This window comes from Neorhizobium sp. 2083, from assembly GCF_031455615.1.
Lineage (GTDB): Bacteria > Pseudomonadota > Alphaproteobacteria > Rhizobiales > Rhizobiaceae > Neorhizobium.
Genome location: NZ_JAVDTC010000001.1, coordinates 994,215 through 1,009,927 on the forward strand (window position 1 = coordinate 994,215; position 15,713 = coordinate 1,009,927).

Annotated in this window: 14 protein-coding genes, 1 tRNA gene and 1 riboswitch; of the genes, 12 read left to right on the forward strand and 3 right to left on the reverse strand. The window is 61.6% G+C overall.

What is annotated here, in order from left to right; translation table 11 throughout:
* The first annotated feature begins 50 nt into the window (after nt 1–50).
* From J2X76_RS05125 to J2X76_RS05165, 9 genes are all read left to right on the forward strand, one after another.
* Nucleotides 51–929: an aldo/keto reductase family oxidoreductase gene (locus J2X76_RS05125; protein ID WP_310213808.1), complete on the forward strand. Its 879-nt coding sequence runs from the start codon at nt 51–53 to the stop codon at nt 927–929.
* A 104-nt stretch (nt 930–1,033) separates the two neighbouring features.
* Entirely contained in the window at nt 1,034–1,816 is a 783-nt protein-coding gene (locus J2X76_RS05130; protein WP_310213810.1) for a DeoR/GlpR family DNA-binding transcription regulator, read from the forward strand.
* A 101-nt stretch (nt 1,817–1,917) separates the two neighbouring features.
* Complete coding sequence (glpD, locus tag J2X76_RS05135; protein WP_310213812.1) at nt 1,918–3,432, forward strand: glycerol-3-phosphate dehydrogenase; 1,515 nt, start codon at nt 1,918–1,920, stop codon at nt 3,430–3,432.
* Nucleotides 3,433–3,472: 40 nt separating this feature from the next.
* Nucleotides 3,473–4,543 (forward strand): ABC transporter ATP-binding protein, encoded by a 1,071-nt coding sequence (locus tag J2X76_RS05140; RefSeq protein WP_113125650.1) that lies wholly within the window; start codon nt 3,473–3,475, stop codon nt 4,541–4,543.
* Nucleotides 4,544–4,554: 11 nt separating this feature from the next.
* The gene (locus J2X76_RS05145) at nt 4,555–5,625 is read left to right on the forward strand and encodes an ABC transporter ATP-binding protein (protein ID WP_310213816.1); all 1,071 of its coding nucleotides are present in this window, start codon (nt 4,555–4,557) and stop codon (nt 5,623–5,625) included.
* Between the two features lie 3 nt (nt 5,626–5,628).
* Entirely contained in the window at nt 5,629–6,495 is an 867-nt protein-coding gene (locus J2X76_RS05150) for a carbohydrate ABC transporter permease (RefSeq protein WP_113125649.1), read from the forward strand.
* A 16-nt stretch (nt 6,496–6,511) separates the two neighbouring features.
* Nucleotides 6,512–7,339 (forward strand): carbohydrate ABC transporter permease, encoded by an 828-nt coding sequence (locus J2X76_RS05155; protein ID WP_113125648.1) that lies wholly within the window; start codon nt 6,512–6,514, stop codon nt 7,337–7,339.
* A gap of 16 nt (nt 7,340–7,355) precedes the next feature.
* Nucleotides 7,356–7,637: a DUF2160 domain-containing protein gene (locus J2X76_RS05160; protein WP_113125647.1), complete on the forward strand. Its 282-nt coding sequence runs from the start codon at nt 7,356–7,358 to the stop codon at nt 7,635–7,637.
* Between the two features lie 74 nt (nt 7,638–7,711).
* The gene (locus J2X76_RS05165) at nt 7,712–9,442 is read left to right on the forward strand and encodes an ABC transporter substrate-binding protein (protein WP_113125646.1); all 1,731 of its coding nucleotides are present in this window, start codon (nt 7,712–7,714) and stop codon (nt 9,440–9,442) included.
* A gap of 190 nt (nt 9,443–9,632) precedes the next feature.
* Here the strand turns inward: J2X76_RS05165 and J2X76_RS05170 are convergent.
* Both J2X76_RS05170 and J2X76_RS05175 read right to left on the reverse strand, forming a co-directional pair.
* Nucleotides 9,633–9,706, reverse strand: a tRNA-Gly gene (locus tag J2X76_RS05170).
* 53 nt (nt 9,707–9,759) lie between these two features.
* A complete protein-coding gene (locus J2X76_RS05175) occupies nt 9,760–10,854 on the reverse strand; it encodes a 2'-deoxycytidine 5'-triphosphate deaminase (RefSeq protein ID WP_310213821.1) in 1,095 nt (364 codons plus the stop codon).
* Nucleotides 10,855–10,928: 74 nt separating this feature from the next.
* A riboswitch (SAM riboswitch) is annotated at nt 10,929–11,007 on the forward strand.
* Between the two features lie 43 nt (nt 11,008–11,050).
* Between J2X76_RS05175 and J2X76_RS05180 the strand changes: the two genes are divergently transcribed.
* The 3 genes from J2X76_RS05180 (at nt 11,051) to J2X76_RS05190 (ending at nt 14,493) form a co-directional block, all read left to right on the forward strand.
* A complete protein-coding gene (locus tag J2X76_RS05180) occupies nt 11,051–12,235 on the forward strand; it encodes an O-succinylhomoserine sulfhydrylase (protein ID WP_310213823.1) in 1,185 nt (394 codons plus the stop codon).
* A gap of 161 nt (nt 12,236–12,396) precedes the next feature.
* Nucleotides 12,397–12,789, forward strand: coding sequence for a Co2+/Mg2+ efflux protein ApaG (apaG, locus tag J2X76_RS05185; RefSeq protein WP_310213825.1), 393 nt, complete (start codon nt 12,397–12,399; stop codon nt 12,787–12,789).
* A gap of 117 nt (nt 12,790–12,906) precedes the next feature.
* Entirely contained in the window at nt 12,907–14,493 is a 1,587-nt protein-coding gene (locus J2X76_RS05190; protein ID WP_310213827.1) for a tannase/feruloyl esterase family alpha/beta hydrolase, read from the forward strand.
* 38 nt (nt 14,494–14,531) lie between these two features.
* Here J2X76_RS05190 and J2X76_RS05195 read toward each other — a convergent pair whose 3' ends face one another.
* Nucleotides 14,532–15,521: an Hsp33 family molecular chaperone gene (locus J2X76_RS05195; protein ID WP_113125643.1), complete on the reverse strand. Its 990-nt coding sequence runs from the start codon at nt 15,519–15,521 to the stop codon at nt 14,532–14,534.
* Nucleotides 15,522–15,713: the final 192 nt, after the last annotated feature.

Here is a 15,713-nt window from a genome sequence, read left to right on the forward strand (position 1 = left end):
TGCGAAGTCCCAATGTCTATATTCAAGCCATCTTGAAAAGGAGATATCCCATGTCGAATCTGGACAAGGCAGGCACATTCATTCTCGGCGACCGCAACGTGAACCGGCTCGGTTACGGCGCCATGCAGCTCGCGGGCAAAGGCGTTTTCGGGCCGCCGAAGGATCGCGATGCGGCAGTCGCCGTCCTGCGCGCAGCGGTCGAAGCCGGGGTCGACCATATCGACACCAGCGACTTTTACGGTCCGCACGTGACCAACCAGATTATCCGCGAAGCGCTCCATCCGTATCCAGACGAACTGGTGATCGTGACCAAGATCGGCGCGATGCGTGGTGCAGACGGCTCGTGGAACCCGGCATTTTCAGCCGAGCAGCTGGCACAGGCTGTTCATGACAACCTGCGCAACCTCGACCTCGACGTCCTGGACGTCGTCAACCTGCGTATCATGTTCGACGTCCACGGCCCGGCCGAAGGCTCGATCGAGGAGCCCCTGACGGTGCTCGCCGAACTGCAACGCAAGGGACTTGTCCGCCATATCGGGCTCAGCAACGTCACCCCGACACAGGTCGCCGAGGGTAGGCGGATCGCCAGGATCGTGTGCGTGCAGAACCAGTATAATCTTGCCCACCGGCAGGATGATCCCATGATCGACGATCTCGCCCGCGACGGCACCGCCTATGTGCCGTTCTTCCCCCTCGGAGGCTTCAGCCCGTTGCAGTCCTCGAGCCTGTCGGACGTTGCCCAGCGCCTGGGGGCGACGCCGATGCAGGTCGCACTCGCCTGGCTGCTGCGGCGCGCACCGAACATTCTGCTCATCCCGGGAACCTCATCCGTCACCCACCTGCATGAAAATCTCGCCGCGGCTGAACTGCAGCTTTCGGATGCGGTGATGACGGAACTGGAAGGCGTCTCAGGCATAGGCATCGCCTGAGCGCCCAGCCAGGCCCCGTAGCAGGCACCGAAAAATCTGTTCATACCCTTTGCCTTCACGCGCACTTTCGCTAAAAGTGAAAGAAAAGCGAACCGAGGGGTCGGATGTTTATTACGGACCGCCAGACGAAGATTGTCGAGTTGGCGAAGTCGGCGGGCCGCGTGCTCGTCGACGACCTGGCGGCGCAATTCTCGGTAACCTCGCAGACCATCCGCAAGGATCTCAACGATCTGTGCGACAAGCAGATTCTGACGCGAATCCATGGTGGTGCCACCCTTCCCCGCAGCAACGAGAATGTCCGCTATGACGCGCGCCGGCAGATCGCCGCTGCGGAAAAACAGGCGATCGGGGTCGCGGCCGCCAACCTCATCCCGGACAATGCCTCGCTCTTCATCAATATCGGCACCACGACGGAGGCGGTGAGCGAAGCACTGGTCAATCATCGCGAACTTATGGTGATTACCAATAACATCAACGTTGCCAATAGATTACGACTTCTCGACGAAGTCGAGGTGGTCATTGCCGGTGGCGTCGTCCGTCAGTCGGACGGCGGGATCGTGGGCGAAGCCGCGGTCGACTTCATCCGCCAGTTCAAGGTCGATTATGCGATCATCGGTGTTTCGGCGATCGATCCGGACGGCGCTCTGCTCGACTACGACTTTCGCGAGGTGAAGGTTGCCCAGGCGATCATCGCCAATGCAAGGCACGTGATCCTGGTCGCCGACTCGACGAAGTTCGAGCGCACCGCTCCCGTGCGCATCGGCCAGATATCGCAGGTCCAGACCTTTATCACCGACCACTGTCCCTCGCCGTCGATCCGCGACGTGTGCCTTCAGAATGGTGTTGCGCTCGTGGAAACTTCGAAAGACGGGAACTTAAATTCATAGCCTTTGAGTTTCGTTTGACATTCGCAATATTTTCGATTTAATCCCTTTCAGGTTCACAATGGCTGTGAATTGCTGTCCGTTTCGGCTCAGCGAGGGAAATGATGGGGCAGGAAATCCACGACATCTTCGTGATCGGCGGCGGCATCAACGGCTGCGGCATTGCACGCGACGCGGTCGGGCGCGGTTATTCCGTTGCGCTCGCGGAGATGGACGATTTTGCCTCGGGCACGTCCTCCGGCGCCACCAAGCTCATCCATGGCGGCCTGCGCTATCTCGAACATTACGAATTCCGGCTCGTGCGTGAATCGCTGATGGAGCGCGAAACCCTCTGGGCGATGGCTCCGCACATCATCTGGCCGATGCGTTTTGTCCTGCCCTATCACAAGGGCGGAATCCGTCCCGCATGGCTGATCCGCCTCGGCCTGTTTCTCTATGACCATCTCGGCGGCCGAAAGCTGCTGCCTCCGACAGCCGTGCTCGACATGCGCACGGACCCGGCCGGAAAGCCTCTGAAGCCGCTTTTCACCAAGGCATTCGAATATTCCGACGGCTGGGTCGACGACGCCCGGATGGTGGTGCTCAACGCTCGCGACGCGGCCGATCGCGGCGCTCTGATCCTGCCGCGCACCCAGGTTGTTTCCGCCCGTCGGGAGAATGGCCTGTGGACGATCGGCACGCTCGATGCCCGCACCGGCCGGACCGCCACCTATCAGGCCCGCATGCTGGTGAATGCTGCTGGCCCCTGGGTGGACCAGGTGATCCGCGAGGCGTTCGGCAACAACGATGCCCGCCATGTGCGCCTGGTCCAGGGCAGCCATATCGTCGTGAAAAGGAAGTTCGAGGGTACCCGGGCCTATTTCTTCCAGAACCGGGACAATCGCATCATTTTCGCGATCCCCTACGAGAACGACTTCACCCTTATCGGCACGACGGACAGGGATTATTCCGGCAACCCCAGAGACGTGAAAATTTCCGAGGAGGAGACGACCTATCTCTGCAATGCTGCGAGCGAATATTTCCGGGAGCCGGTGACCCCGGCGGACATCGTCTGGACCTATTCGGCGGTTCGCCCGCTTTTCGACGACGGCGCTTCCAAGGCGCAGGAAGCAACGCGCGACTACGTGCTGAAGCTCGATTACACGCAGGACGCGCCGGTGCTCAACGTCTTCGGCGGCAAGCTGACCACCTATCGGCGGCTTTCCGAACATGCGCTGGAGAAGATCGCCGAAGCGATCGGAGCCAAGGGCCAGCCCTGGACGGGGAAAAGCCACCTGCCCGGCGGCGATTTTGCAGCCCAGGGCTACGAGGAAGAAGTCGCAAAGCTCAGGGCCCGTTATTCCTTTCTGGAGGAAAGGCATGCGCGGCGCCTGGTTCGCCGATACGGAACATGCTCGGTTGCACTCCTCGACAGCGCAACCAAGATGGAGGATCTTGGTCATCACTTCGGCGGCGATCTCTACGAGGCCGAAGTCAAATATCTTGTCGACCGTGAATGGGCCATGAGCGCAGAGGATGTGCTGTGGCGGAGAACCAAGGACGGTTTGCGGCTGAGTGAGAAGCAAAAGGAATATCTGGAGGAGTACATGGCCGCTATACCGGCAAAAATGGCTGGATAAGCGGCATGTGTTCCCGGTGTGAGGAGGCACGGGAACCCGAATGCTGGAAATGCGCAACGTCGCCAAGATGGTGGGAGGTGAATATCATATTCATCCGACCAATCTTGCCCTGGATCGCGGCACGCTGAACGTATTGCTTGGCCCGACGCTGTCGGGCAAGACCTCGCTCATGCGGTTGATGGCCGGGCTGGACCGCCCGACCAGCGGCTCGGTGTTTTTCGACGGCGCCGACGTCACCGGCGTTGCCGTTCAGAAACGCAACGTCGCGATGGTCTACCAGCAGTTCATCAACTATCCGGCGCTGACCGTCTACGAAAACATCGCGTCCCCGATGCGGATCGCCGGCAAGGACGCCACGACGATCGACCGGGAAGTCCGCAAGGCTGCCGAACTGCTGCGGTTGACGCCCTATCTCGATCGGACGCCGCTCAACCTTTCCGGCGGACAGCAGCAGCGCACCGCGCTCGCCCGCGCGCTCGTCAAGAATGCGAGCCTTGTGCTCATGGACGAGCCGCTCGCCAATCTCGACTACAAGCTTCGCGAGGAATTGCGCGAGGAACTGCCGAAGATCTTCGCGCAATCCGGCGCGATCTTCGTTTATGCGACGACCGAACCATCCGAGGCCCTGCTGCTCGGCGGCAATACAGCGACGCTCTCGGAAGGAAGGATCACGCAATTCGGGCCGACGATCGACGTCTATCGCCGCCCGGCGGACCTCGTCACAGCCAAGACATTTGCCGATCCGCCCCTCAACTTCATCGAGGTGGTCAAAGCCGGCGGCTCGTTCCAGTACCAGGGAACGGACAGCCTTGCCGTGCCGGCGCATCTGTCCGGCGTGCCGGACGGCCGGGTGACGATCGCCTTCCACCCCCATCACCTGGGGCTGACGGCGCAGACAGGCAGTGCAGCAAGGCTCAAGGCGCAAACCCAGATCTCGGAAATCACCGGCTCGGAGAGCTTCGTGCATATGCACTACAATGGCGTGCGCTGGGTCATGCTCGCTCCCGGCATCCACGACATCGATCCGGATACGGAAATCGAGCTGTTCCTGGATACCCGCCATCTGATGGCTTTCGGAACAGACGGCCGCGCCATCGCGGCGGCGGCTTGAAGGAGGCGGACATGGCACGCATAACGCTCGATCACATCCGCCACGCCTACGGCCCCAACCCCAAGTCCGACGCGGCCTACGCGCTGCGCGAGGTGGACCACGAATGGGCCGACGGCGGCGCCTATGCCCTGCTCGGCCCTTCCGGATGCGGCAAGACCACCCTTTTGAACATCATCTCGGGCCTGCTGCAGCCGTCCCACGGACGCATCCTCTTCGATGGAAACGACGTCACCAATCTTTCCACGCAGGAACGCAACATAGCCCAGGTTTTCCAGTTTCCGGTCATCTACGACACGATGACGGTTTACGACAATCTGGCATTTCCCCTGCGAAACCGGGGCATTGCGGAACCCGATGTCGATCGCCGTGTCCGGGAAATGCTCGATATCATCGACCTCGCCGACTGGTCGAACCGCAAGGCCCAGCGGCTGACGGCCGACCAGAAACAGAAGATCTCGCTCGGGCGCGGTCTCGTCCGCAACGACGTCAACGCGATCCTTTTCGACGAGCCGCTGACGGTCATCGATCCGCATATGAAATGGGTGCTCCGCTCCCAGCTGAAGCGCTTCCACAAGCAGTTCGGCTTCACCATGGTCTACGTCACCCACGACCAGACGGAGGCACTCACCTTCGCGGACAAGGTCGTCGTCATGTACGACGGGCAGATCGTCCAGATCGGAACGCCGGCCGAGCTCTTCGAGAGGCCGAGCCATACATTCGTCGGTTATTTCATCGGCTCGCCCGGCATGAACGTGATGCCCGCCGAAGTCCATGGAAGCACGATCACGCTCGGGAGCGAGACGATCGCCCTCGACCATGCACCAAAGATCGCCGCGGGAGACAAGGTCGAGCTCGGCATCCGGCCGGAATTCATTCGCATCGGCCGCGAAGGCATGCCCGTGACGGTGACGCGCGTCGAGGATATCGGCCGGCGGAAGATCGTTCGCGCCAACCTCGCCGGTCAGCCGATCGCCATCGTCGCCTCCGAGGATATCGAATTCCCGGCTGAGCCTCGCGTCACATTCGATCCCGGCGCCTTGAATATCTATGCCAATTCGTGGCGTGTCGGCAGGGAGGCCTGAACCATGGAAAAGACCTGGAACAACAAGGCCTGGTTTCTGGTGCTGCCCGTGCTGCTGCTCGTCGCCTTTTCCGCGGTCATTCCGCTGATGACGGTGGTAAATTATTCGGTTCAGGATACGTTCGGCAACAACGAGTTCTTCTGGGCCGGCACCGACTGGTTCGACGACATCCTGCATTCAGCCCGGTTTTGGGAGGCCCTGCAGCGCAATCTGCTGTTCTCCTTCATCATCCTCATCCTGGAGATTCCGCTCGGCATCTTCATCGCGCTGAACATGCCGAAAAAGGGGATCGGCGTGCCGGTCTGCCTGGTGCTGATGGCGCTTCCGCTGCTTATCCCGTGGAATGTCGTCGGCACCATCTGGCAGGTGTTCGGGCGGGTCGATATCGGCCTTCTCGGTTACACCCTGGCGGCGCTCGGCGTTGACTACAACTACGTCCGCGATCCCGTGGACGCCTGGATCACCGTCATCATCATGGATGTCTGGCACTGGACGAGCCTCGTCGTGCTCCTGTGCTATGCCGGTCTCGTCTCCATTCCGGATGCCTATTACCAGGCGGCCAAGATCGATGGCGCCTCGCGATGGTCGGTATTCCGCTACATCCAGCTGCCGAAGATGAAGCGGGTGCTGCTGATCGCTGTCCTCCTGCGCTTCATGGACAGTTTCATGATCTATACCGAGCCTTTCGTGGTCACCGGCGGGGGGCCCGGCAACTCCACGACCTTCCTGTCGATCGATCTCGTCAAGACGGCCGTCGGTCAGTTCGACCTCGGGCCGGCGGCTGCCATGTCGATCATCTACTTCCTGATCATCCTGCTGCTGTCATGGATCTTCTACACCGTGATGACCAGCAGCGACGCAGACGCCTGACGGGAGGAGAGGAACAATGGCGAAAACAATCAAATACAAGCCCGCAGGCAATCTTTCCTGGCTGGTCTCGACGATCTACATCGTCTTCCTGCTGCTGCCGATCTACTGGCTCGCCAACATGAGCTTCAAGGAGAATGCGGAGATCACCGGTGCGTTCTCCCTCTGGCCGCAGAACCCGACATTCAGGAACTACATGGTGATCTTCACCGATCCTTCCTGGTACAACGGCTATATCAATTCCATCATCTATGTGGTGCTGAACACGCTGATTTCAGTGCTGGCGGCGTTGCCGGCCGCCTACGCTTTTTCGCGCTACCGGTTCCTCGGCGACAAGCACCTGTTCTTCTGGCTGCTCACCAACCGCATGGCGCCGCCGGCCGTCTTCGCCCTGCCGTTCTTCCAGCTCTATTCCGCCTTCGGTCTCATCGACACGCATATCGCGGTCGCCCTTGCCCATTGCCTGTTCAACGTGCCGCTTGCGGTGTGGATCCTGGAAGGTTTCATGTCGGGCGTGCCGAAGGAAATCGACGAGACGGCCTATATCGACGGTTATTCCTTCCCCCGGTTCTTCGTGAAGATCTTCATGCCGCTGATCGCATCGGGTATCGGGGTCGCCGCCTTCTTCTGCTTCATGTTTTCCTGGGTGGAACTGCTGCTCGCGCGCACGCTGACCACGACCGATGCCAAGCCGATTTCCGCCATCATGACACGCACGGTCTCGGCCTCCGGCATGGACTGGGGCGTGCTGGCGGCGGCCGGCGTGCTGACCATCGTTCCCGGTGCACTCGTCATCTATTTCGTTCGAAACTACATCGCCAAGGGCTTCGCCCTCGGCCGCGTCTGACACGGAGGAACCAAGCATGAGCTTTTCGTGGATGGCCTGGACACTGCCGACGGCCATGTTCTTTCTGACAATCCTGGTCCTGCTCATCGGCATGAGCATATGGGAATATTTCGCGCCGGGCGGTTCTCCCCGGATCGGCATCCTGCGCTTCGAGACGACACGGGGGGATCGGCTGTTCATCTCGCTGCTCGGGGCGGCATTCATTCATCTCGCATGGCTGGGGTTCATCGGCCCCAACCTGTGGTGGGCTCTTGCCCTGGCAGTGGTCTACGCCATCGGCGTCTTCCGCTTCGTCTGAAGGCAAGCTGAAAAGGCGGCGGGAGGACCGTCGCTCGATACGAACTCGCAATCGCAAAACTCTGGGAGGATAAAATGCGACGGCATCTTATGACAACGACGGCAGCGGCGTTGCTGGCTCTGGCCGGCTCCGCCTATGCCGGCATGGACGAGGCAAAACAGTTCCTGGACAAGGAAGTTGGCGAACTCTCGACGCTTTCCCGCGCCGAGCAGGAAAAGGAAATGCAGTGGTTCATCGATGCGGCGAAGCCTTTTGCCGGCATGGATATCAAGGTCGTTTCCGAAACGCTGACCACGCACGAGTATGAATCGAAGGTTCTGGCGCAGGCCTTCGCCGCGATCACCGGCATCAAGGTCACCCACGACCTGATCGGCGAAGGCGACGTCGTCGAAAAGCTGCAGACGCAGATGCAGTCGGGCGAGAACATCTACGACGCCTATGTCAACGACTCCGACCTGATCGGCACGCATTGGCGCTACCAGCAGGCCCGCTCGCTCACCGACTGGATGGCCGGCGAAGGCAAGGACGTCACCAATCCCGGCCTCGACCTTGAGGACTTCATCGGCCTCAAGTTCACGACGGCACCGGACAAGAAGCTCTACCAGCTGCCCGACCAGCAGTTCGCCAACCTCTACTGGTTCCGCTACGACTGGTTCAACGACGAGAAGAACAAGGCCGATTTCAAGGCGAAATACGGCTACGACCTCGGTGTTCCGGTGAACTGGTCCGCCTATGAGGACATTGCCGCCTTCTTCACCGGCCGCGATGTCGGAGGCAAGAAGGTCTATGGCCACATGGACTACGGCAAGAAGGACCCTTCGCTCGGCTGGCGTTTCACCGACGCCTGGCTGTCGATGGCGGGCAACGGCGACAAGGGACTGCCGAACGGCCTGCCCGTCGACGAATGGGGTATCAAGGTCGACGAAAAGTCCCGTCCGGTCGGCTCCTGCGTCGCGCGCGGCGGCGATACGAACGGCCCGGCAGCCGTCTACTCGATCCAGAAATACCTCGACTGGCTGAAGGCCTATGCGCCGGCCGCCGCCCAGGGCATGACCTTCTCCGAATCCGGACCGGTGCCGGCTCAGGGCGAGATCGCCCAGCAGATGTTCATGTACACGGCGTTCACCGCCGACATGGTCAAGCCCGGCCTGCCGGTCATGAACCAGGACGGCACGCCGAAATGGCGTTTCGCCCCGTCTCCGCATGGCGTCTACTGGAAGGACGGCATGAAGCTCGGCTATCAGGACGTCGGCTCCTGGACGCTGATGAAGTCGACACCCACCAATCGCGCCAAGGCGGCCTGGCTCTACGCCCAGTTCGTCACCTCGAAGACGGTGGACGTCAAGAAGAGCCATGTCGGCCTGACATTGATCCGCGAGAGCACCATCCGGCACAAGAGCTTCACGGACCGCGCGCCGAAGCTCGGCGGTCTGATCGAGTTCTATCGTTCCCCGGCCCGCGTCCAGTGGTCGCCGACCGGCACGAACGTGCCTGACTATCCGAAGCTCGCACAGCTCTGGTGGCAGGCGATCGGCGACGCGTCCTCGGGCGCCAAGACCGCGCAGGCAGCCATGGACTCGCTTTGCTCCGAGCAGGAAAAGGTCCTGCAGCGCCTGGAGCGCGCCAAGGTCCAGGGCGACATCGGGCCGAAGCTCGCCGAGGAACACGATCTCGCATACTGGAACAAGGATGCCGTCGCGAAAGGCAACCTCGCTCCGCAGCTCAAGATCGGCAACGAGAAGGAAAAGCCGGTCACCGTCAACTATGACGAGCTCGTAAAGAGCTGGGCTGACGCCAAGAAATAAGCCGGTTCGCCGGGCGCTCAATGCGCCCGGCGGCCACCGACTGCGCAATCTCATTCACAGCGGTCCCACGGGCAAAATGGGCAACGGAGCAGCCAGCTGCCGCGCCTTGCCGGGTGTGCGTCCGATGTCTGCGGGATTACAGCGGCTCACGTCGGCAATCAACGTTTCGGGACATCAGTGGAAAGGCAGCTGGAGCGGGTGAAGGGAATCGAACCCTCGTATTCAGCTTGGGAAGCTGCTGCTCTACCATTGAGCTACACCCGCGTCGGTTTTCAGACTTCTAACAGACGGCCCCGCGTGTCAAGCCGGAGGTGGCCTCAGGCGCGAAAATGCTTGGAGAGCTTCAAGCCCTGCGCCTGGTAGTTCGAGCCGAGGCCGGTGCCGTACATGCCTTCGGGTCTTTCCAGCATATGCTCGTAAACCAGCCGGCCGACGATCTGGCCGTCCTCGAGGATGAAGGGCACCTCATGGCTGCGCACTTCGAGCACCGCGCGGCTGCCACGCCCGCCCGCCGCCTCGTGGCCAAAACCCGGATCGAAGAAACCGGCATAGTGGACACGGAATTCGCCGACCAGCGGATCGAAGGGCGTCATCTCGGCCGCATAGAGCGGCGGCACGTGCACCGCCTCGCGCGAGACGAGGATGTAGAACTCGTCGGGATCGAGGATCAGTTCGTTGCGGCCGCGGCTGTAAAGCGGCTCCCAGAAATCGAAGATGTCGTGCTGGGCCTTCTTGTCGACATCGACGACGGCCGTGTGATGCTTGCCGCGGTAACCGATCAGGCCGGCGCTGTCGCCGGACAAGTCGATCGACAGCGCGATACCGCCGCCCGAGACATTCGGCTTGGCGGATGCCACCAGGGTTTCGTCATTGTGGAGCTGCAGGAGGTCCGGCTCGCCGAGCAGCGCATTGCCGACCCGGAAGCGGATCTGCGACAGGCGCGAACCGCGGCGCACGACGATCGGGAAAGTGCGCGGCGAGATTTCGAGATAGAGCGGACCGGAATAGCCCGCGGGGATCTTGTCGAATTCCTGGGCGTAGTCGGTGATCACACGCGTGAAGATGTCGAGGCGGCCGGTGGAGCTTTTCGGGTTGGCCGAGGCCGACATATTGGCCGGCAGATCGAGCCGCTCCATCAGTGGCACGATGTAGACGCAGCCGGTTTCCAGCACCGCGCCTTCGGAAAGGTCGATGACATGAAGCTTGAGGCGATCGAGCTTGTCGGAGACCAGGCTCGCCGGACCCGGCATGAAGCTGGCCCGGACCCGGAAGGCCTTGGCGCCCAGACGCAGGTCCAGGCTCGCCGGCTGGATCTGGTCCCGATCGAGCTCGCGCTCGGAGATCAGCCGTCCACTGTCGAAAAGCGCCGCGATTGCGCGGTCCGCCAGAATTCCTGTTTCGCGAGCCATCATGTCTCTCTTAAAGTTTTCGGGGCGACAAAACCAAATGCCGGCCATTGACGCAAGCGGGACGCGGCGCTATGCCAGTCTTATCCCGTGGTGATTTGGCCGGTCGGCTTGCAGCCACGTTAAATAAGTGGCTAAAAAGACCGGGTGCGAAACCGGTCTGCTTATGCGACCGGTTTTTTTGTTCTGAAAGAGGACACGCATGACCAAGAAATGGCGCCCGGCAACTCAGCTCGTACACGGCGGCACGCTGCGCTCGCAATATGGCGAAACATCGGAAGCGATCTTCCTGACGCAAGGGTTCGTCTATGACACGTCGGAAGCGGCCGAAGCCCGCTTCAAGGGCGAGACCGACGGCTTCATCTACGCCCGTTACGGCAGCCCCACCAACGACATGTTCGAAAAGCGCATGTGTGCCCTCGAAGGCGCCGAAGATGCGCGCGCCACCGCCTCGGGCATGGCCGCCGTCACCGCCGCGATCCTCTGCCAGCTGAAGGCCGGCGACCATATCGTCGCGGCCCGCGCCCTGTTCGGCTCCTGCCGCTGGGTGGTCGAGACGCTCGCCCCGAAATACGGCATCGAATGCACGCTGGTCGACGGGCGTTTCCTGGAAAACTGGGAAAAGGCGATCACGCCGAAGACCAAGGTGTTCTTCCTGGAAAGCCCGACCAACCCGACGCTCGAAGTGGTCGATATTGCCGGAGTCGCCAGGCTCGCCAACCAGATCGGCGCCAAGGTCGTGGTCGACAACGTGTTTGCGACCCCTCTCTTCCAGAAGCCGCTCGAACTCGGCGCTCATATCGTCGTCTATTCGGCCACCAAGCATATCGACGGCCAGGGTCGCTGCCTGGGCGGCGTCGTGCTGTCCGACAAGGCCTGGATCGACGAGAACCTGCATGACTATTTCCGCCATACCGGCCCGGCCATGTCGCCGTTCAACGCCTGGACGCTGCTGAAGGGCATCGAGACGCTGCCGCTGCGCGTCAAACAGCAGACGGAGAGCGCTTCAAGGATCGCCGATTTCCTCGCCGATCAGAAGCAGGTGGCGCGTGTCATCTATCCGGGCCGCAAGGATCATCCGCAGGCCGATATCATCGCCAGACAGATGACGGGCGGCTCGACGCTGGTGTGCTTCGAGCTGAAGGGCGGCAAGGAAGCGGCCTTCAAGCTGCAGAACGCGCTGGAGATCGTGCGGATCTCCAACAATCTCGGCGATTCCAAGAGCCTGATCACCCATCCGGCAACCACGACGCACAAGAACCTGACGGACGAGGCCCGCGCGGAACTCGGCATCTCGCCGGGCACGGTACGCCTGTCGGCCGGCATCGAGGATACCGACGACCTGATCGAGGATTTCGCCCGCGCGCTTGCCCAGGCGGGCGCGTAAATCCCGGCTTTTCCGGGATGGTGGATCGATCAGAAGATTCACCATCCCGATTATCCTTAACTTCAACAAATGCCGCCACCTGGCCGTCCAAAACGCGAGAATTCTTGACCTCGCCGTCCCCCTGTACAATATCGAAGCAGTGAGAATTGTTGAGGTGTCGCATGTATCGCGCCCGGACAAGAGATATCGACGTCGCCGTCGAACCCTACTACCTGGAGGAGCAATCCAATCCGGAAGAGAGCCGGTATGTCTGGGGTTATCGCATCGTCATCGAAAACCATTCGGCGCTCACCGTGCAGCTCGTCCATCGCTACTGGCACATCACCGATCAGAACGGCATTGTCGATGAAGTCGACGGGCCGGGGGTCGTTGGCGAACAGCCTCGGCTGAAGCCGGGCGACAGTTACGAATATTCCTCGGGCTGCCCTCTCGACACCCCATCCGGGCTGATGTTCGGCCATTACGACATGCAGACCGACGAAGGCGAGACCTTCGAGGTGACGATCCCGGCTTTCTCGCTGGATTCACCGGGCCTGATGCGCGTCCTCAACTAGACCGGGCGCCACCGACGACAACCTGAAGGTTATGGGTGACGGTGGTTTATCTATTTGTTCCCCCCTCCCTCCTGCGGCATCCTGGTTGCGTCAAACGGTCTTTGGGAGGAGAACTTGATGACGAAACCCGATCAATTGGGCCTTCTGCTGGCATCCTGCGCCTTGGTGACGCTTGCGGCCTTCACTCCGGCGCTCGCGCAGAACAAAAGCAGTTTCATCGACCAGAAGGACAGGCCGGATTTCGTATCCGCCACCGTCTCGCCGCAGATCGCCTGCGGCATGCTGAACAGCCAATCCTTCGCCGACGTCACGACCCTGAAAGCCACGCATGTGGCGGGTGTCGGAAACGTGCCCGGCCATTGCCAGGTGACCGGCTATATCCGGCCGCAGGTGCGTTTCGAGATCACCCTGCCCGACAATTGGAACCGGCGGCTCTACATGTTCGGCAATGGCGGTTATGCGGGCGAGGATCTTGCCGCAGCTTCGCGGGTGGCCACCCGCAATGCCGCGCTTTCGAGGGGCTTCCTCACCGTCCAGCAGAATACCGGCCATGACGCGGTTACCTACAAGCTCGGGGATTTCGCGCAGGATCTCGACCTCCTGATCGATTATGGCTCGCGAGCCGTGCATGTCACCGTCGATACCGCCAAGGCGATCGCGGCACGCTATTACGACCGGCATCCGTCCTTCTCCTATTGGGACGGCTGCTCGACGGGCGGGCGTCAGGGGCTGATGGCGGCGCAGCGTTATCCGGGCGATTTCGACGGCATTCTTGCCGGAGCGCCGGTCCTCGACCTCACCAATACGCAGATCTGGGGCGTGTGGAATGCGCGAGCACTGCTCAAGGCACCGATCAGCCGGGCGCAGCTTCCCGTGCTTGCCAAGGCGGTGATGGACAAGTGCGATGCGATCGACGGCGCCAGGGATGGGCTGATTGCCGATCCGCGGCAATGCAATTTCGATCCGGCCAAGGACCTCAAGATCTGCGAGGCTGGTGGCTCCGACTGCTTCACGCCGGCGCAGGCCGAAACGCTGAAGACGCTGGCAGGCGGCGTGAAGATCAAGGGCGAGACGATTTTTCCCGGCGTGCAGTTCGGCACCGAGGGCGTCGATCCGACCGGGGTGAGCGGCTGGGACATGTGGATGGTATCCGAGCCGGGGCCGAGCCGGCAGCTCGCCTATGGCGAGACCTTCGTCAAGAACATGGCAATGCTGCCCGCTTCCGGAAAAGCGATCGACTGGAAGACATTCGACTTCGACGCCGAATATCCGAAGATCGGCGCGATCCGCGAGATCGTCGACGCGACCAATCCGGACCTCAGCGAGTTCCGGAAGCGCGGCGGGCGGATGATCACCTATTTCGGCTGGTCTGACCCGGCGCTCAACCCGATGATGGGCGTGAACTACTATGAAGCTGTCCGCAAGCAGATGGGCGCCGAGCGGACGGCGGAATTCTACCGCCTGTTCATGGTGCCCGGCATGTTCCATTGCACCGCGGGTTATGGCACGGATGTCTTCGACGCCTTCACGCCGCTGATGGACTGGGTGGAGAACGGCAAGGCGCCGGAAGTGATCCGGGCGAGCCAGATGAAGGACGGCAAGCCGGCGATGACACGGCCACTTTGCCCCTATCCGCAATCGGCCAGGTATTCAGGCAACGGCGATCTGAAAGACGGCGCGAACTTCGAGTGCAAGATGCCTTGAAACGAATACGGCGGGAGTTTTCTCCCGCCGTTTAACCGTCAAGCAACGGCGAATTCGTCCGTCTTGTAACGATACGTGGTCGAGCAGAACTCGCAGGTGACGGCGATTTCGCCATCCTCCTCGCTTGCCTCGATCTCCTCGGCGCTGAAGCCCGACAGGACGCCCTTGATCTTGTCGCGCGAGCAGCTGCAGCGGTCGAATACCGTCTGGGGCGTGTAGACCCGGACGCCGCGCTCGTGGAAAAGGCGAAACAACAGCCGCTCTATCGCGACCTGCGGGTCGGTCAGCTCGTCGGTGTCGATCGTTTCCACCAGCGTGCGGGCTTCCGCCCAGGCATCGTCGTCGGCGAAATCGATATCGCGCTCATCGCCATCGCCGCCATGCAGGTCCGGCTGCCGCATGCGCTCGGGCGCCTGCGGTAGGAACTGCGCGACGAGCCCGCCTGCCCGCCAGTTGTGGCGCGGCTTGCCCTCGGCATCGCGATCGAACAATTCGGCGACACCCAGGCGCACCTTGGTCGGGATCTGCTCCGACTGGCGGAAATAGACGCCGGCGATCTCCTCCAGCGACGAGCCGTCGAGCGGCACGATGCCCTGATAGGGCTGCATGCCGCGGCCCTGGTCGATGGTGAAGGCGAGCACTCCCTGGCCGAGAAGTTCCGGCGGCGAGGTCCTGCCTTCCCTGACTGCCGCGGCCAGGGCTTCCTCGTCGTAACGGGCATAGGCGCGAAGGCTGTCGGGCGTCGAGAAGTCCGCGACCAGCAGGTCGACGGGCCCGTCGCCCTTGGTCTGCACTGTGAACTTGCCGTCGAATTTCAGCGAGGTGCCGAGCAGGGCCGTCAGCACGATCGCTTCGGCAAGCAGCCGCGCGACCGGCCCCGGATAATCGTGACGTCCGAGGATGGAGTTCAGCAGCGGCCCGAGCTGGACCGCACGGCCGCGCACGTCGAGCCCCTCCACCTGGAAGGGAACGACCCGGTCGTCTCCGGCAAAGTCGAGTTCGTTGAGTTCCACAGTCGCTTCCGCCATGACTTCACTCCTTCGCGCCGACCCAAAAACCTTTACACAAGCGCCAGCCCGAGCGGAACCGCTGGCCGGAGGAAAAGACGTCGACGATGTGTGTTGAAACGCCAGTCCAGAAGACGGCGTATTGTTGAAAGCCGACAGATGGGGGATCGCGGAGCGGAAATCAAGGTTCGATTACCGCCGCCAGCTCTCCGC